General features: G+C 62.5%; 17 protein-coding genes and 3 tRNA genes. 7 read left to right on the top strand and 13 right to left on the bottom strand.

The annotated features are described in order from the left end of the window. Window positions 1-23: 23 nt before the first annotated feature. Together otsA and otsB are read right to left on the bottom strand one after the other, a co-directional pair. Window positions 24-1,448 (bottom strand): alpha,alpha-trehalose-phosphate synthase (UDP-forming), encoded by a 1,425-nt coding sequence (gene otsA / locus DK391_RS11360; protein WP_109478095.1) that lies wholly within the window; start codon window positions 1,446-1,448, stop codon window positions 24-26. Window positions 1,449-1,500: 52 nt separating this feature from the next. Then, the gene (gene otsB / locus DK391_RS11355; protein ID WP_109478139.1) at window positions 1,501-2,250 is read right to left on the bottom strand and encodes a trehalose-phosphatase; all 750 of its coding nucleotides are present in this window, start codon (window positions 2,248-2,250) and stop codon (window positions 1,501-1,503) included. Window positions 2,251-2,725: 475 nt separating this feature from the next. Here otsB and DK391_RS11350 point away from each other — a divergent pair, with 475 nt between their 5' ends. From DK391_RS11350 to DK391_RS11340, 3 genes are all read left to right on the top strand, one after another. Beyond that, window positions 2,726-3,295 carry an SCO family protein gene (locus DK391_RS11350; RefSeq protein WP_109478138.1) on the top strand — a complete coding sequence of 190 codons (570 nt, stop codon included), beginning with the start codon at window positions 2,726-2,728 and terminating at the stop codon, window positions 3,293-3,295. Between the two features lie 17 nt (window positions 3,296-3,312). After that, on the top strand, window positions 3,313-3,792 hold the full coding sequence (locus DK391_RS11345) for a copper chaperone PCu(A)C (protein ID WP_109478094.1): 480 nt from the start codon (window positions 3,313-3,315) through the stop codon (window positions 3,790-3,792). A gap of 76 nt (window positions 3,793-3,868) precedes the next feature. Next, complete coding sequence (locus tag DK391_RS11340) at window positions 3,869-4,747, top strand: cytochrome c oxidase assembly protein (RefSeq protein WP_109478137.1); 879 nt, start codon at window positions 3,869-3,871, stop codon at window positions 4,745-4,747. Between the two features lie 52 nt (window positions 4,748-4,799). On the opposite strand, the gene DK391_RS11335 is transcribed toward DK391_RS11340, so the two are convergent. From DK391_RS11335 to uvrC, 6 genes are all read right to left on the bottom strand, one after another. Then, entirely contained in the window at window positions 4,800-5,285 is a 486-nt protein-coding gene (locus DK391_RS11335; protein ID WP_109478136.1) for a GNAT family N-acetyltransferase, read from the bottom strand. Between the two features lie 96 nt (window positions 5,286-5,381). Further along, a tRNA-Cys gene (locus tag DK391_RS11330) sits at window positions 5,382-5,455 on the bottom strand. Window positions 5,456-5,606: 151 nt separating this feature from the next. Then, a tRNA-Gly gene (locus DK391_RS11325) sits at window positions 5,607-5,682 on the bottom strand. 68 nt (window positions 5,683-5,750) lie between these two features. Further along, a tRNA-Gly gene (locus DK391_RS11320) sits at window positions 5,751-5,826 on the bottom strand. A 185-nt stretch (window positions 5,827-6,011) separates the two neighbouring features. Further along, window positions 6,012-6,602, bottom strand: a complete 591-nt coding sequence (gene pgsA / locus DK391_RS11315) for a CDP-diacylglycerol--glycerol-3-phosphate 3-phosphatidyltransferase (RefSeq protein ID WP_109478093.1) — start codon at window positions 6,600-6,602, stop codon at window positions 6,012-6,014. A gap of 160 nt (window positions 6,603-6,762) precedes the next feature. Beyond that, window positions 6,763-8,988 carry an excinuclease ABC subunit UvrC gene (uvrC, locus tag DK391_RS11310; protein WP_109478092.1) on the bottom strand — a complete coding sequence of 742 codons (2,226 nt, stop codon included), beginning with the start codon at window positions 8,986-8,988 and terminating at the stop codon, window positions 6,763-6,765. A gap of 109 nt (window positions 8,989-9,097) precedes the next feature. Here uvrC and earP point away from each other — a divergent pair, with 109 nt between their 5' ends. The 4 genes from earP (at window position 9,098) to DK391_RS11290 (ending at window position 13,182) form a co-directional block, all read left to right on the top strand. Then, window positions 9,098-10,279 (top strand): elongation factor P maturation arginine rhamnosyltransferase EarP, encoded by a 1,182-nt coding sequence (earP, locus tag DK391_RS11305; RefSeq protein WP_109478091.1) that lies wholly within the window; start codon window positions 9,098-9,100, stop codon window positions 10,277-10,279. Window positions 10,280-10,607: 328 nt separating this feature from the next. Then, complete coding sequence (gene efp / locus DK391_RS11300; RefSeq protein ID WP_109478090.1) at window positions 10,608-11,165, top strand: elongation factor P; 558 nt, start codon at window positions 10,608-10,610, stop codon at window positions 11,163-11,165. Between the two features lie 288 nt (window positions 11,166-11,453). Further along, the gene (locus DK391_RS11295; RefSeq protein WP_109478089.1) at window positions 11,454-11,660 is read left to right on the top strand and encodes a CsbD family protein; all 207 of its coding nucleotides are present in this window, start codon (window positions 11,454-11,456) and stop codon (window positions 11,658-11,660) included. A gap of 139 nt (window positions 11,661-11,799) precedes the next feature. After that, window positions 11,800-13,182: a sigma-54 dependent transcriptional regulator gene (locus tag DK391_RS11290; RefSeq protein ID WP_109478088.1), complete on the top strand. Its 1,383-nt coding sequence runs from the start codon at window positions 11,800-11,802 to the stop codon at window positions 13,180-13,182. A gap of 70 nt (window positions 13,183-13,252) precedes the next feature. Here DK391_RS11290 and nagZ read toward each other — a convergent pair whose 3' ends face one another. The 5 genes from nagZ to era all read right to left on the bottom strand — a co-directional run bounded on the left by nagZ (window position 13,253) and on the right by era (window position 17,465). After that, on the bottom strand, window positions 13,253-14,284 hold the full coding sequence (gene nagZ, locus DK391_RS11285; RefSeq protein WP_109478087.1) for a beta-N-acetylhexosaminidase: 1,032 nt from the start codon (window positions 14,282-14,284) through the stop codon (window positions 13,253-13,255). Between the two features lie 69 nt (window positions 14,285-14,353). After that, window positions 14,354-14,761 (bottom strand): holo-ACP synthase, encoded by a 408-nt coding sequence (gene acpS / locus DK391_RS11280; RefSeq protein WP_109478086.1) that lies wholly within the window; start codon window positions 14,759-14,761, stop codon window positions 14,354-14,356. A gap of 55 nt (window positions 14,762-14,816) precedes the next feature. Beyond that, on the bottom strand, window positions 14,817-15,581 hold the full coding sequence (pdxJ, locus tag DK391_RS11275) for a pyridoxine 5'-phosphate synthase (RefSeq protein ID WP_109478085.1): 765 nt from the start codon (window positions 15,579-15,581) through the stop codon (window positions 14,817-14,819). Then, the gene (gene recO, locus DK391_RS11270; protein ID WP_109478084.1) at window positions 15,578-16,579 is read right to left on the bottom strand and encodes a DNA repair protein RecO; all 1,002 of its coding nucleotides are present in this window, start codon (window positions 16,577-16,579) and stop codon (window positions 15,578-15,580) included. Before recO ends, pdxJ begins: the two co-directional genes overlap by 4 nt. Next, the gene (gene era, locus DK391_RS11265; protein ID WP_109478083.1) at window positions 16,566-17,465 is read right to left on the bottom strand and encodes a GTPase Era; all 900 of its coding nucleotides are present in this window, start codon (window positions 17,463-17,465) and stop codon (window positions 16,566-16,568) included. Before era ends, recO begins: the two co-directional genes overlap by 14 nt. Window positions 17,466-17,518 lie beyond the last annotated feature (53 nt).

The raw sequence follows: 17,518 nt of genomic DNA, 5'->3' as shown, positions 1-17,518 counted from the left end.
GCTTTTTTTATGCGTGAGGGAAGTCATCCCTCGGTAGCTTCGTTCTCGACTTGCGCCTGCGCGCCCTGCTTCTGCTGCAGGTCGCGCATGAAGTTGTCGCGCCACACGGACACGTTGTTCTCGCGCAGCTGCGCCATCATGTCGTCGTAACGCGCCTTGCGCTCGGCGAGCGGCATCGACAGCGCAGTGCCGAGTGCATCGGCCATCCCGTCGATATCGACGGGATTGACGATCAGCGCGCCCGTCAGTTCCTGCGCGGCGCCCGCGAAACGCGACAGCACCAGCACGCCGGGATCTTCCGGGTCTTGCGCCGACACATACTCTTTCGCGACGAGATTCATGCCGTCGCGCAACGGCGTCACGTAGCCGACATGCGCGGTGCGAAACAGCGCCGCGAGCACGGGCCGCTCGTACTGCCGATGGATATAGCGGATCGGCGTCCAGTCGAGTTCCGCGAATCGGCCATTGATGCGGCCCGATTCGCCTTCCAGTTGCAGACGGATTTCCTGATATGCGTGCAGATCGGAACGTGTGGGCGGCGCAATCTGCAGGAACGACACCTTGTCGCGATAGGCGGGCGAATGTTCGAGCAGCCGCTCGAACGCGCGAAAGCGCTCGACCAGTCCCTTCGAATAATCGAGCCGGTCGACGGCCATGATCAGCTTGCGCGCATGCAGCGTCGCTTCGATCGTGCGCACCGGCTTGTCGCTCTCGCCTGCTTTGGCCAGTTCGGCGATCTCGTCGGGATACACGCCGATCGGGTAGGCCGCCGCGCGCAACGTGAGGCCGAACGCGCGCACGATGGTCGGCCCGTGCGGCGAGGACTCGACGGTGCCGTCCGCCTCGTTGACGATGTAATCGCAGAACGCACGCAGATCGGGCCTGGTCTGAAAGCCGAGCAGATCGAACGAACAGAGCGCCTCGACCAGCGCGCGATGCGGCGGCACCGCCAGCAACACCTGCGAGGCCGGAAAAGGAATGTGCAAAAAGAAGCCGATGCGGTTCTTCACACCCGCTGCGCGCAGCGCCTGCGCGAACGGGATCAGATGGTAGTCGTGAACCCAGATGACGTCGTCTTCGCGCAGCAGCGGCACGAGTTGTTGCGCGAGCCAGGTGTTGACGCGGCAATAGCCTTCGAAATCATGCCGGTCGAACTGCAGCAGATCGGGCCGATAGTGGAACGCCGGCCACAACGTCGCGTTCGAGAAACCACGGTAATACTGGTCGTAATCGCGGCGCACGAGGCCGATGGTCGCGAAGGTCACCGGGCCGTGCTCTTCGAGCTTGATCTGCGGCTGGCCGGAACCGAGCACCTCGCCGCTCCAGCCGAACCACATGCCGCCCGTTTCCTTCAGTGCGTCATACACGCCGACGGCCAGACCGCCCGCGGCAGGCCCGCCTTCCGAAATCGGCGCGACGCGGTTCGATACGATGATCAATCGGCTCATGGCGCGAGGTTTCCTTGCTGAACGGGAGCCGGACACGGAGTGAGAGACGCCCTCATGCGTTGCGCGCCGCCGCGACGATTTCCGACAGCCACGCGAGCAGCGCACTGACCGAGCCGATGCGCGAACGCGCGATCGTGTCGCCGCCACCGACCTTGATCGACAGCCCGCCCTTTTCGTTGACGACGACGAAGCCTTTTTCGTCGGTCAGATCGTCGCCGGCGAATACGGGCGTGCGGCCCGTGAATGGCGGTTCGTTCAGAAAAGCTCGCAGCGCGCGACCTTTATCAACGTCCTTCGGCTTGATTTCATAGACCATCTTGCCGGGTTGCAGCACGTAGGCGTCAGGATAGTCCGCGACAAGGCGCGTGGTCGCCTCGCGCGCCACGGGTTCGCGGTCGGGTGCATTGCGATAGTGCAGCGCAAGCGCCGCGCCCTTGATTTCGAGCAGCATGCCGGGATTCGCATTGACCACTTCGGCGAGCACCTGCTCCATGCGCAACAGACGCTCGTCGTTGAAGCCGATACGCTGCGTATCGCCGTTCGCGTCGCGCCGCTCGGCGCCGTGCAGGCCGGCGATGGGCATATCGGGCATGCCGAGAAACTGGTCGATGCTGTCGATGCCGCGTCCCGACACGATCGCCACGGCGCCGTTGGTCAGACGCCGCAATTCGGCGAGCAAGGCGATCGCCTCGGGTTGAACCAGCACGCCGTCGGGCGTGGGTGCCAGATCGACGAGTGTGCCGTCGAAATCGAAGAAAAATGCGGTCTCTGCGGGAGACAGAAAAGCCGGAAGTGCTTGCATCGGTGTACGTTGCCTCTCAGCCGCTTGCAGCCGGAAAAGTGTGCGCATCTTACCGCGCATCGGTCGTTTTTTCGAGAAAGTAAGTTTTCACCCAGCGCTGACGGGCGTTTCACGCCGCCGTCCATCAAAACGAAATGACAATTCCGCTCGATCCGGCTTCAGCCGCCTTTCAACGCGATGCGGCAAATTGACTCGCTTTTCCCGTCATAAGTCCACGGTACAACGACACGCCATAAATTGCGATAGAGTCGCAACGGCGCGCCGGGATGGTGAGCGCGAATGTTGCATACCATCGGACGCCATCGAGTCTTGCCAGTCGTGAGGCGCGATCTGTGTCTCATGTGGCGCTCCCATTAGCGCCCCTTATTGAATCGAGTCGTCGAAACTGCCTTTGTTCCCGAAAGCACTGGTGTCCGAACTTCATCCCATCGCCCTGCCCGTTGCCACGCGACGGCGCCTTTCAGCGCTGGGCGTGATGCTGTGCGCGGCGCTTGCCGGCGCGGGCTGCACACATCGCGGCGAGCCGTGGCAACTGACGGACGTCAGCGGCCATCTACCCGATCTCGATTTCACGCTGACAGCCGATAACGGCCAACGCGTCGCAGCGGACTCGTTCAAAGGACGCGTATCGCTGGTCTATTTCGGCTACACGCATTGCCCGGACGTCTGCCCGGAAACGATGGGACGTCTGATGCAGGTGATCGGCAAGCTCGGGCCCGACGCGCAAAAGGTGCGCATTCTGTTCGTCACCGTCGATCCCGCGCGCGACACGCCGAAGGCATTGCACGACTATGTCGACGCATTCGACGCACAGCATGCTCAAGGCCTCACGGGCACGGATGCGCAGATCGAGGACATGGCGAGGCACTATCGCGTCGCGTATCAGATGGAAAAGCGCGACCCGAACGGCAACTATGAAGTGACGCATAGCTCGGCCGTCTACATCTTCGACGCAAAGAATCGCGCGCGCCTGCTCGCCACGGACCACGACTCGCCCGACGTCATCGCCACGGACGTGCGCCGTATCATTGAAGACCACTCCTGATTTCTCACAGGTTCGCCATGACACAACAAATCAAAACGTTTTCGAGGCTTCACACGCTGGTCTGCGCGGCGGTAGTCGCACTCGCCGCCACGGGCAGCATCGCGGCACACGCCGCCGACAGCAAGCAGGCGATCGGCGTGCAGAACGCATGGGTGCGCTGGCTGCCGAACAATCTGCCCGCCGCAGCCTACGTCACGCTGACCAATTCGAGCGACAAGCCCGTCGATCTCGTCGACATCTCGAGTGCCGATTACGGCATGGCGATGCTGCATCAGACGGTATCGAACGGCTCGACGCAGAAGATGGTGATGGTCGACAAGCTGACGGTGCCGGCGCACGGTCAGGCGTCGATTGCACCGGGCGGGTATCACGTGATGCTCGAAGAAGCGAAGCGCAAGATCGCGCCAGGCGACACGGTGCATCTGAAGCTGCAGTTCTCGGACGGTGAAACGGTCGATGCACCATTTGCGGTGAAGCCGCCGTCGCAGACGAAGTAAGTGGTGCGTGGACCAGCGTTGCTGACCACGATGAAACTTTTCCCGTGTCTGCGATGAATCTGCCTCGGTGCTCGCGATGAACCTGCTCTACTGGCTCGAACCCTGGGAGCCGTCGCCGACGGTCGTGATCGCGATACTCCTCGCCGCGTTACTGTTCGCGCGCGGCGTGCGCAAGGCGAAGGTGTCGCTGGCGCGGCAGATCTCGTTCTGGTTCGGCCTCGGCGCGCTCTACGTCGCGCTGCATACGCGGCTCGATTATTTCTTCGAGCATGAGTTCTTCATGCATCGCGCGCAGCATCTGGTGCTGCATCATCTCGGGCCGTTCTTCATTGCGCTGTCGTATCCGGGCGCGGCGCTGCGCGCGGGCATTCCGTTCGCGTGGCGGCAGCGTTTCATGCGGCCCGCGCTACAGACGCGCTGGGTCCGCGCGACGCTCGACGTGCTGTTTCATCCCGTCGTCGCCGTGATTCTGTTCGTTGGACTGATCTATTTCTGGCTGCTCTCGCCGATTCATTTCATCGCGATGCTCGACTGGCGGCTGTATCGCGTGATGAACTGGAGCATGGTGATCGACGGGCTGATGTTCTGGTGGCTCGTGCTCGATTCGCGGCCCGCTCCGCCCGCGCGGCTGTCGCCCGGCAAGCGCGTTCTGGTGGTGATTGCGGCAATTCCGCCGCAGATCGTGCTGGGCGCGTTCATCTTCTTCTCACCGCGCGAGCTGTATCCCGTCTACTCGATCTGCGGGCGCGCGTTCACCTGGCTTAGCCCGATGCGCGATCAGCAGATCGGCGGTCTGTTGCTATGGATTCCTGGCTCGATGATGAGCGTTATCGGCGCGATCCTAGCGCTGCGTCACTGGATGCGTCTGTCCGCGCGAGCGCGTTTGCGCGACGAGCGGCATGCGCGTGGGGCAGCGCCAGCTGTTGCCCGCGTCGCCGCACACGCCGACCGTTGATCGTCCACCGCTGACCGCTGACCGCTGAGCCGCCGTTGAATCGCGGCGATGCTCAGGCGGAACGCATCCAGACGTGAGGGATGCCGTCTTCCACATGCACATCCGATACCGGCTCGAAGCCGAACGCGCCATAGAAGGCCTGCAGATGCGCCTGCGCATGCAGACGGATCGGCGTGCCGGGCCACTGCGCACGAATATGGCCGAGCGTGGTGTCGAGCATCGCGCGGCCCAGACCCAGGCCGCGGAAATCGGCGGTGGTCAGCACGCGGCCGATGCGGATATCGGTGTCGTCCGCATCGGGCAACAGCACGCGCAGATAGCCCGCCAGTTTCGCGCGTGCATCCGGCGATGACGCCGCACCGTACGCGAACAGATGCCATGCATCGAGATCGAGACCGTCGATATCGCCATACAGACAGTTCTGCTCGATCACAAAAACGGTCGCTCGCGCCGCGAGCATGTCGTAGACCTCGACGTTGGTCAGATCGCCGAATGTCTTCCAGCGCCAGTCGATGGTAAGCGTCTCTTTGGTTTGCATACGTTGTTGCCCGGTTGTGACGTTGACGTTGCTCTTGCGTGAAACCATACGCTGAAAAAAGAAAAGCCCCGACATAGCGGGGCTTTTCTTTGCTTCTGGAGGCGCGAACCGGAGTCGAACCGGTCTAAACGGCTTTGCAGGCCGCTGCATAACCGCTTTGCTATCGCGCCACAAGCGGACTGCTGAACCGTATTCTGTTGCGTATGCAACGGTTCGCAGATTTTGTGCGATGACCTGAACCGTTCGACTTCAGGATCACCTTTGCTCAACGCTTCTTGCGAAGCATCAAACAAAAAGGGAAGCGTTGCTTCCCCCTGTGTTTGGAGCGGGAGACGAGTCTCGAACTCGCGACCTCAACCTTGGCAAGGTTGCGCTCTACCAACTGAGCTACTCCCGCATTAACCTGCGCTTTACTGCTTCACAACGTCCTGCTGATTACTGCCACAAAACGCTGCTTCAAGAATCTGGAGCGGGAGACGAGTCTCGAACTCGCGACCTCAACCTTGGCAAGGTTGCGCTCTACCAACTGAGCTACTCCCGCGTTTTGCTTCTGCTGCTTCCCCAGTGTTTCGCGCTGTTTGTTAGTGCGTGCACTGGAGAAGCGAGATTATGTCGAAGCCTCAGAATCGTGTCAACCCCTTTTGTACGAGAGTTTGAAAAAATTAGTCGCGCCCTCGTTGTGTCTTCGCTGTGCCCTCGCTGTGCCCTTCTACTCGCGCGTGTTCTTCACGCCATGCCGCCCCGTTCGCGGATCTGCGGCCACGCGAGTTTCATGTAGTACAGCATCGACCAGATGGTGAGGAACGCGGCGAGATAGATGAGCCACAAGCCCCATACGCGCGTATCGATGGAAAACACACCGAACGACAGTGGGCCGTAAAAAAGCAGCATCGGAATCGCCGTCATCTGGCAGGCCGTCTTGAACTTGCCGAGCGAATTCACCGCGACGCTCTTCGACGCGCCGATCTGCGCCATCCACTCACGCAGCGCCGAAATCGCAATCTCGCGGCCGACGATCACCAGCGCAATCGCCGAATCGATGCGCGTCAACTGCACGAGCACGAGCAGCGCAGCCGTCACCATCAGCTTGTCGGCGACGGGTTCGAGAAACGCGCCGAACGAGGAGGTCTGATTCCACTTGCGCGCGAGAAAGCCATCGAACCAGTCGGTGCGCGCGGCCAGAATGAAAATGGTCGCCGCAGCGAGATTGCGGTGCGCCGGGCTCATCATCATGTCCGGCAGATAGAACACGCCCACGACGAGCGGAATCAGCACGATCCGCAGCCACGTCAGGAAGATCGGAAAATTAAACGGCATGGGGCAGGCGCTACGTTCTGAGATAAGAGATGCAATTGTGCCGGTTCACCGGGCGAGCCACAAGCAACGGCCCGGCGACACCCCGACACACGACATGCGCCGGCGTTCGCAGGCGCCCACCGCGCACGGCGCGTGCCACGCGCGACGCCGAATACGCGTATCAATGCAACTGACGATAAATCTGCTCGGCGAGCGCACGCGAAATGCCTTCGACACTGGCCAGATCGTCGATGCTCGCCGCCACCACGCCGCGCAAGCCGCCGAAGCGCGCCAGCAGCCGCTGACGCCGCTTCGCGCCGACGCCTTCCAGCTCTTCGAGGCGCGACGTCTGCCGCGTCTTGCCGCGCTTGGCGCGCATCCCGGTGAGCGCGAAACGGTGCGCTTCGTCGCGGATCTGCGCGACCAGCATCAGCGCCGCGCTTTCCTTGCCGAGCTCCAGCGACGGCCGGCCATCGGCGAACACCAGCGTTTCCAGCCCGACCTTGCGCCCTTCGCCTTTCGCGACGCCAACCAGCATGCTGAGATCGAGTCCGAGTTCGTTGAAGACCTGGCGCGCAATCTCGACCTGTCCCTTGCCGCCGTCGATCAGCACGATATTCGGCAGCAATCCGCCCGCGGCCACGGGTTCCGCGCCTTCCACGGCAGCCGCGGGATCGGCGGCAGCTTCGGGCTGCAGGTCGGCCGCTTCGTCGTTCGCGTTCGCGGCGGCCTGGGCGACCATCTTCTCGTAGCGGCGCGTCAGCACCTGGCGCATGGCGGCGTAATCGTCGCCGGGCGTGATGCCTGTGATGTTGTAGCGCCGGTATTCCGACGACTGCATCTTGTGATGGTGATAAACCACACACGACGCCTGCGTCGCTTCGCCCATCGTGTGACTGATGTCGAAGCATTCGATGCGCAGATGCGCGAGATCCTCGAATTCGAGCGACAGCGTATCGGCGAGCGCACGCGTGCGCGATTGCTGCGAGCCCTGCTCCGACAACAGCCGCGCGAGCGCAATCTTCGCGTTCTGCTCCGCCATCGCGAGCCACGCGCGCTTCTGGCCTTGCGGCTGACGCAGCAGCGTGACCTTGTGGCCCGCCTGTTCGATCAGCAGATCGACGAGTTCGCGGCTCGCGGGCGCGTGGCTGACCACCAGCACGGGCGGCACGCGATTGCCGAGATAATGCTGCGCAATGAACGCTTCGAGCACTTCGGATTCGATGCCGTGCGTGCGGCGCGGACGACTTGCGGCCGGTTCGCCCTGTTCCGCTGCATCGGCTTCCTGCGCAGATGCAGCTTCTTCGCCCTCGTCGACCTCTTCCGCTAATCCAGCTTCGTCGACACTCACCACTTCATCCGGCTCTTCACCCAGTTCCGCTTCGACATCGATCAAGGCCGCCGCCTGCGCAGACGTGATCGCGTCGCCATCGTCGAGACCGCCCTCTTCCGCCGTCAACGCGCTTTCGACATGCGTCGGGAAATAAGCCTTGTCGCCAAGATGACGGCCGCCGCGCACCATGGCGAGATTCACGCACACGCGCCCGCCCAGCGCGACCACGGCGAGAATATCGACGTCGCTGTCGCCGCCCACTTCGATCGCCTGCTGATGCAATACGGTCGATAGCGAACTCATCTGATTGCGCACAGCCGCGGCCTGCTCGAACTTCAGTTCGCCTGCGAATGCGTGCATCTTCTGCTCGAGTTCCTTCATCACTTCCGACTGGCGTCCGAGCAGAAAACGCGACGCATTGGACACGTCGCGTGCGTAGTCTTCTTCGGTAACCGCGCCGACGCACGGCGCCGTGCATCGACCGATCTGATGCAGCAGACAGGGCCGCGTCCGGTTGTTGAACACGGAGTCTTCGCAGGTGCGCAACTGGAACACACGCTGCAGGATCTGAATGCTCTCGCGCACTGCCCACGCGCTCGGGAACGGTCCGAAATACTGATTCTTCTTGTCGACCGAACCACGGTAGTACGCCATGCGCGGGAATTGATGACCCGTCAGCTTCAGATACGGATACGACTTGTCGTCACGAAACAGAATGTTGTAGCGCGGCGCCAAAGCCTTGATGAGATTGTTCTCTAGCAACAACGCTTCCGCTTCAGAGCGCGTGACCGTCGTCTCGATCTTCGCGATCCGCGACACCATCATTGCGATGCGCGGCGACAGCAGCGTCTTGGTGAAATAGCTCGACACGCGCTTCTTCAGATCGCGCGCCTTGCCCACGTACAGCACCGCGCCCTGCGCGTCGTAGTAGCGATAAACACCCGGCATGTGCGGCAACTGGCGCAGCACTTTCTTCGGGTCGAAATCTTCGGCAGCGGCTGCGGGCGTACCGGCTGCGGGCGCACCTGATTTCGCGACGGAACCGGCTGCGTGAGAGGGATCGGATCGGGTCATGCAGAATCGGATAAAGCACCGTGGACGCACGGCGCGTGATGTGGGTGAAGTGCTTTAGAATCGCCAGTTTAGAACATTCCGACCGCGCCCGAACCCAGGCGCCGCCATCATGTCCACCGCTTCCACTCAAGCGCCGCAACCGTCAGCCATCGCCTGCGATATTTTCTGCGCGGTGATCGACAACTTCGGCGACATCGGCGTCTGCTGGCGGCTCGCGCGCCAGCTCGCGAGCGAGCATGGCTGGCAGGTGCGCCTGTTCGTCGACGATCTGCATGCATTCCAGAAGCTCAATCCATCCGTCGATGTGAAGCGCGCGCGGCAGACGGTCGGCGAGATCGTCGTCGAGCATTGGCACGAGCCGGCGCATGCGGGCGATACGCTCGAAGTCGCCGATGTCGTGATCGAAGCGTTCGCGTGCGAGTTGCCGCACGTGTATATCGAAGCGATGGCGCGGCGCGAGCCTGCGCCCGTCTGGTTCAACCTCGAATATCTGAGCGGCGAGGACTGGGTCGCGGATTTCCATTTGCGGCCTTCGCCGCATCCACGTTACGCACTGAATAAAACCTTCTTCTTTCCGGGTCTCGGCAAGGGAACGGGCGGCGTGTTGAAAGAGCGCGATCTGGATGCACGCCGCGCGGCATTCGAAACATCGCCCGATGCACGCGCCTCATGGTGGCTAGCGAAAACGGGCGGCGCGCCGCCTTCGAAAGACGCCACCGTTGTCTCGCTGTTCGCGTACGAAAACCCGGCTGTCGACAGCCTGCTCGAACAATGGCGCGACGCCGGCGAAGAAATCGTGCTGCTGGTGCCCGAAGGCCGCATTTCGGGCGCGGTCGCGCGATTTTTCGGCTTGCCGTTGTTTGCGGCGGGCACGCATGCATCGCGCGGCAGTCTGCGCGCGCACGCGCTGTCGTTCACCGATCAGCCCGGCTACGACGAACTGCTGTGGGCAAGCGACATCAACTTCGTGCGCGGCGAGGACTCGTTCGTGCGTGCTCAGTGGGCCGCGCGGCCGTTCGTCTGGCACATCTATCCGCAAGCCGACGACGCTCATCTGCCGAAGCTCGACGCCGCGCTTGCCCACTACGCGCAGGGCCTGCCCGATGCAGCCCGTGATGCGCTCGGCCGCTTCTGGCACGCGTGGAATGGCAACGGCACGCCCGATTGGGCCGATCTGCAGCGTCATCGCCCGCTACTCGACGCGCGCGCAGCCGGCTGGTCACACGAACTGGCGTCGATCGGCGATCTCGCCGGAAATCTCGCCGTATTCGCAAAAAGTCAGTTAAAATAAGCGGTTATCCAACGGCCGACGCCGCAAGCGCGGCACGACGGCATAGCCGGTAGCGAATCAACTCTTCCGCTTCGATGGCCATGTCAGTCAGTGTCACACGCGTACGCGCCCGCTTCGGGTAAAAGAAGCAGACGGACGAGCACGGAACCCGCCCTGAGCAGCATCGGCGCAGTTCCGGCAAGCACCGGCCCCGCTCACCGCGCAATCCAGCTTTGACCGACCGTCGGATCACCGAAGGAACGTCGGACGCGCGCCGGGCGCCGAACCCGCTTGCGCCGTATGCCGTTGAGCACAAGTTGATGCACCTTATTTCGTACAGGACAGTTTTATGAAGATCGCTCAAGAACTCCGCACCGGCAACGTGGTGATGATCGGCCCCGACGCGATGGTCGTGCAGAAGGCCGAATACAACAAGTCGGGCCGTAACTCGGCCGTCGTCAAGATGAAGTTCAAGAACCTGCTGACGGGCGCAGGCATGGAAAGCGTGTACAAGGCCGACGACAAGTTCGACGTCGTCATGCTGGATCGCAAGGAAGTCACGTACTCGTACTTCGCTGACCCGATGTACGTGTTCATGGACGCCGACTACAACCAGTTCGAAGTCGAAGCCGAAATGATGGGCGACGCGCTGAACTACCTCGAAGACGGCATGGCTTGCGAAGTCGTGTTCTACAACGAGAAGGCGATCTCGGTCGAACTGCCGACCACGCTGGTCCGCGAAATCATCTACACGGAACCGGCTGTCAAGGGCGACACGTCGTCGGGCAAGGTGCTGAAGACGGCCAAGCTGAACACCGGTTTCGAACTGCAAGTGCCCCTCTTCTGCAATATCGGCGACAAGATCGAAATCGATACGCGTACCAACGAATACCGCAGCCGCGCATAAATTTGAATCGCGTTGTAGCACATTCGTCTTAAGCCCTGAGTCAATTCAGGGTTTTTGAATTAAAAAGCGCCCTCCGGGGCGCTTTTTCTTTTTTTCGCGACCGTGTATGGTGGTGGAAAACTTTACCGGCCACTCATGCAATTTTGCCAGGTCGGCGGCTGGAGTCCCGTTTTTCAGTCCGTGCTCACGTTGTATTTTCAAGATAAATTGATGTGGCACAACTTCTGCTTCTCGAACTGTTCAGGCCTATGAGGCTTTCGTTCATTCGGAATACACGGGAGGTGTGCCATGAACAACGATATCGCTGAAGGCAAGTGGAAACAGATGATCGGCAAAGCGAAGACTGCGTGGGGCGAACTCACCGACGACGAACTGACCAAGGCAGAAGGCCGCGCCGACAAGCTGGCGGGCCTGATCCAGGAACGCTACGGCAGAACCCGGGACGAAGCGGAACTCGAAGTGCGCCGATTCTTCGACCATAACCGGGACTTCTGATCGATCCGGCGCATCGCATCCAGGCGCACCGCGCCGGGATCACCGGCCGCCCAGCCCATCCATCAAGCGCCCGCGCGCGCGGCGCCGCCTCCGGCGAGCCGCGCATCGGGCATCCGTCCAACGAACAGTTGCGCTCGTTATGCCACATGCCCTGATTGTCGAAGACGATCCCAACAGCCTGTCAGGCCTGTCCGCGATTCTCGCCGCCGACGGTTTCTCCGTCGACACCGCGATCACGCTTTCCGAAGCGCGCGCAGCCCTGACACGCTTTATCCCTGACGTCGTGCTGGTCGACCTGAACCTGCCAGACGGCAGCGGACTCGACCTGCTCCAGCATCTGCCTGCGCAACCGCCCGGCGGCGCCCTGCCCGTGATCGTGATGACGGGCAATGCGACCGTCGAGAGCGCGATCGAAGGCCTGCGCCACGGCATCTGGGACTATCTGCTCAAGCCCGTCAACATTCCCCGTCTGCGCAGCCTGCTGGCGCGCATTCCGCGTCCTTACGAGCTGACGGAGGAAGTCCAGACGCTGCGCGCGAAGCTGCGCCGCATGGGTCGCTTTGGGCCGATGATCGGCCGCAGCGGTGCGATCCAGCATATCTACGATTCGATCGAGCACATCGCGCCGACGGAAGCGGCCGTGCTGATTTCTGGCGAAGCGGGCACCGGCAAGGAAGTCGCCGCGCGCACGCTGCACGAGATGAGCCGACGTCGCAAAGGTCCGTTCGTCGTGCTCGATTGCCGTTCGGCGCAGGCTATCGCCGGTGGCCGGCCGCTCGACAGCCTGCTGTTCGGCCATGAGCGCGGCGCGTTCGGCGGCGCCGAGCAGCGTGAACCGGGCCTGTTCGAGCAGGCCAGCGGCGGTACGCTCTTCATCGACGAGATCACGATGCTGCCGCGTCCGCAGCAGGAAGCACTGCTGAGTGCGCTCGATTCGCAGACCTTCATGCGTGTCGGCGGCACGAACCAGGTGGCAACCGATTTCCGCCTGATCGCGTCGACGCGCAAGGCACCGCGCGCGGCCGTCGCCGAAGGCACGCTGCATCAGGATCTCGGCCTCAGGCTCGAAGCCGCGGCGCTATCGTTGCCGCCGCTGCGCGAGCGCGGCGACGACCCTGCCCTGTTCGCGCAGGCACTCGTCGACGAACTGAACGACGAAGCAAATGCACGCGGCGTCGCCGATGCCACCAAGCTGATCGGGCCGAATTTCTTCCGCGAGTGTCTCGCGTACGAATGGCCGGGCAACGTGCGCGAATTGCAGGATCGCGTGCGGCGCGCGTATCACGCTTCCGGCGACGTGCTGGAAACGTTGCGCGCCGACGAAGCCAACGGCGCAGGCGGACGCGATCTGAACGGCGGCCGCGTGCAGGTGACCGTCGGCACGCCGCTCGCCGACGTCGAAGAAATGCTGATTCGCGCGACGCTCGATGCCGTTGGCGGCACGCGGCACCGCGCGGCATCGCTGCTCGGCATCAGCCCGAAGACGCTGTACAACAAGCTGCAGCGCATGCGGCTGAACTGAAGCCAGGCGTCGTAAAAAAGGACGGGTTCTTTCGAGACCCGTCCTTTTTGTTTGCGGCGGTCGCGTGGCTTTAGCCCGCGAACGTCTCGCGCAACAATGCCTGCGCCTGCTGGTATTGCGGCTCGACTTGCAGGTCCGCCCACGACAACGCCTCGCCGCGCGGGCGCATCCGTTCCAGTCGCTGCCTGGATTCCTCGGAAGGCATGAAGCGCAGCGCGTCGAGCACCTTGCCGGCCTCGTCGGGCTGATTGCAGATCAGCACCATGTCGATGCCCGCTTCGAGCGCCGCTGTTGCCGCCTGCGTCAGCGTGCCACCCTGACGCGCCGCTTCCATGGAAAGGTCATCGCTGAAGATCGCACCTTCGAAGCCGAGCTTCGTGCGCAGAATGTCCTGAATCCAGATGCGCGAGAAACCCGCCGGCTTGCTGTCGATCTTCGGATAGATCACGTGTCCCGGCAGCACCGAAGCCAGCGACATGCCGAGCCAGTCATACGGCGCGACATCTTCAGCGAGGATCTCATCGAGCGTGCGTTCGTCGACAGGAACGGCGACGTGCGAATCTGCCGTCGCAAAACCATGCCCCGGAAAATGCTTGCCGCAGTTCGCCATGCCGGCGAGCGCGAGACCGTGATTGAGGCTCTTGGCGAGCATCGTCACCACGCGTGGATCGCGGTGAAACGCGCGATCGCCGATCACCTGCGAATGACCGTAGTTCAGATCGAGCACGGGCGTAAAGCTCATATCGATGCCGCACGCGCGCAGTTCGGACGCCAGCACATAGCCAACCGCCGTCGTGACCTTGGTCGCGCGCAGCACGTCCTGATCCCACAACGCGCCGAGCTTGCCCATGGCGGGCAGCACCGTGAAGCCGTCGGTGCGAAAGCGCTGCACGCGGCCGCCTTCGTGATCGACGGCGATCAGCAGATCTGCACGAATCGCGCGGATCGCGTCCGTCAGCGCCACGAGTTGCGCGCGGCTTTCGAAGTGACGCGCGAACAGGATCACGCCGCCCGTCATCGGATGCGCGAGGCGGTGTTCATCGTCGGCGTTCAGGGTTTTGCCGACGACGTCGAGCATCACCGGACCAGGAGTCAGTTTCATCGGGTTCGAGAAAAAATGGGAAGAGCGCGGCGCGGCTTTCAGGCGCGCGCCGCCGTTGTGCTGGAAGGATCAGGTCGAAGCGTCAGGCGTCTCGGCGATCACGAACGACACTGCGTAATCACGCTCATCGGACAAGGTCACCCGCGAAGTGATGCCGCGCTCCGTAAGCCAGTCGGCCAGTTCGCCCGATGCAACGCACATTGGGCGGCCGCTCGGTTCGTTCAGCGTTTGCAGCGCGCGCCACGTCATCGGCCAGCGCATGCCGAGACCGATCGCTTTCGAGAACGCTTCCTTCACCGAAAAGCGCGTGGCCAGAAACGCGATGCCACGCACCTGCGAACGGGCGTTGCGTGCGTGATAGATGCGCAGCTCGTCCGGGCCGAGCACTTTCTCGGCGAAGCGCCCGTTGGTGCGCTCCATCACTGCCGCTACGCGGCTGACCTGAACGATGTCGGTGCCGATGCCGTAGATCGCCATACGCGTGCCGCCGTTATCCGTGAGATACGTTGAGTGTGTGGTAGGCCTTACGTGGTCAGGCGTGCGCCGCGAGACGCGCGGCCACCATGATCGCCTTCATCTCGCGCACGGCATTGTCCCAACCGGCGAAGATCGCATGCGCGACAATCGCGTGGCCGATGTTCAATTCCACGATGCCTTCGATCGCCGCGATCTGCTGGACGTTGGTGTAATGCAGACCGTGGCCCGCATTGACCTTCAATCCCAGCGATACACCGAGCTCCACGCCGCGCACGATGCGTTCGTACTCGCGCTGCTGTTCGCTCGCGTCGTGTGCTTCGGCGTAGGCGCCCGTGTGCAATTCGATCACCGGCGCGCCCGCTTCATGCGCGGCGCGAATCTGCGCTTCGTCGGCGTCGATGAAGAGCGACACACGCGAGCCCACGTCCGCGAGCTGCTTGCATGCGGCGCGCACGGCTTCGAAATGTCCGACGACATCGAGACCGCCTTCCGTGGTCAATTCCTCGCGCTTTTCCGGCACGAGACACGTATCGTGCGGCTGCACTTCGCAGGCGATTTCGAGCATTTCCTGCGTCACCGCGCATTCGAGATTCATGCGTGTTTTCAGTTGCGGACGCAAGGCGCGCACGTCGGCATCGACGATATGACGGCGGTCTTCGCGCAGATGCAGCGTGATCGCGTCGGCGCCCGCTTCTTCTGCCTGCAGCGCGGCACGGATCGGATCGGGATACGAGGTGCCACGCACGTTGCGCAGCGTCGCGACGTGATCGATATTCACGCCAAGGTCGATCACATTCGGAGAAGTCAGAAAGAAGCTCATAAGTTCTGCAGGTCGATCAGGATCTGGCGCGTCGCGAGCGGCGTGCCGCCCAGATAGGTGTTGAGCAAAAAGCGCATCAGCGTCTTGCTTTGCGCGACGGTCTGCGCACGATGGTAATCGTCCTGTTCCATGTCGAGCAAGGTTTGTCCGCTGATCACGGGCCAGTTCGAAGGATAGTCGCTGGATGCTTCGCGCACGCCGCGCTCGGGATCGAATACGTAACGGCCTTCGGGCACGACCGCCTTGCGCGCCACCGTACGATTGAGCGACATCGCATAGCCGGTTTCGCGCAGCAGCACGCGTTCGAACGAACGCAGCACCTGCACGGGCGGTTCATCGTGCGCAAGGCGCGTTAGCGTGACGACGTAATGATGGAACAGTTGCGGATGCGGATCTTCGCGTGCGAGAAACTTGACCAGCAATTCGTTCACGTAGAAGCCGCACAACAACGCATCGCCCGCGAGCGGCAACATGCCGCCAACCCATTCGGCGCCCGTCAGCGTGCGCATTTCCGATTTGCCGGACCACGCCAGCGACAGCGGCTGGAACGTTTGCAGCACGCCGCGCAGCGCGGAGTGCGGACGCTTCGCGCCCTTCGCGACCAGCGCGACGCGGCCGTGATCGCGCGACAGCACGTCGATGATCAGGCTGGTTTCACGATAGGGATAGCTGTGCAGCACGAACGCAGGCTGCTCGGCAATGCGGAAGTCCGAAACAGGCGCACGCGGCACGCGCGAGGCCGTACGACGCCCGGAAGTCTTGCGCAGCGCGGCTTCGGCGTGATCGCCGCCATCGCCAAAGTCGTCGTCCTGACGCGGCGCGCTGCGTTTGCCCGAACGTGCAGGACGCGCCGGTTTCGCGCGCCGTGGCGGCTCGAACGACGCCGGTGGCTCGTCGTGAACAGGCGCGTCATCCGATTCGGCGTCAGGGTGGGTTTCGTTCGGCAGCGTCATCCACGCGTCGGATTGGGTGTCGGTTGTGCCGTCACTCGTAACCATAGGCGCGCAGCCCGGCTTCGTTGTCGGCCCATCCGCTCTTCACCTTGATGAACGTCTCGAGGTACACGGGACCGTCGAACAGCTTCTCCATGTCGAGGCGCGCCTCCGTGCTGATCTGCTTCAGCTTCGCGCCCTTCTGACCGATGATCATGGCCTTGTGCATATCGCGCTCGACGAGAATGGTCGCGAAGATGCGCCGCAGGCGCCCTTCCGTCTCGAACTTGTCGATGAGCACGGTACTGGTGTACGGCAGTTCGTCGCCCGTCCAGCGGAATACTTTCTCGCGCAGGATTTCAGCGGCGAGGAAACGTTCGCTGCGATCGGTCAGATCGTCTTCGCCATAGATCGGCTGGCCTTCGGGCAGATACGGCTTGACGGTAGCAAGCAGGCGCTTGATATCGTCCGGATTCTTGGCCGACAGCGGCACGATTTCCTTGAATTCGCGCAACGCGCTCATCTGCTGCATGAACGGGAACAGCGAGTCCTTGTCGGTCACGCGGTCCAGCTTGTTCGCGATCAGCAGCGTCGGTGCGGACTTCGGAATCAGGTCGAGCACCTTCTGGTCGTCAGGACCGAAGCGACCGGCTTCGATCACGAACAGCACGGCATCGACGGATGACAAAGTCGACGTCACCGCGCGATTCAGCGAGCGGTTCAGCGCGGTACTGTGACGCGTCTGGAAACCAGGTGTATCGACAAAGATGTACTGCGCGTCGTCGATCGTGTTGATGCCTGTGATGCGGTGGCGCGTGGTCTGCGCCTTGCGCGACGTGATGCTGACTTTCTGGCCGACCAGTGCGTTCATCAGCGTCGACTTGCCGACATTCGGGCGACCGACGATCGCGACCATGCCGCAGCGGAAACCAGTGGGAGTGGGAGCGTTCATATTCTTACTACGGCAGGTTCGTGCGGACGCGCATCATGACAGGCGCGTCCACG

This window comes from Paraburkholderia sp. C35 (assembly GCF_003121405.1).
In the GTDB taxonomy this organism is placed as follows: domain Bacteria; phylum Pseudomonadota; class Gammaproteobacteria; order Burkholderiales; family Burkholderiaceae; genus Paraburkholderia.
Note: the sequence above shows the minus strand (reverse complement) of the source record. Positions and strands in the feature narration are given on the sequence as shown.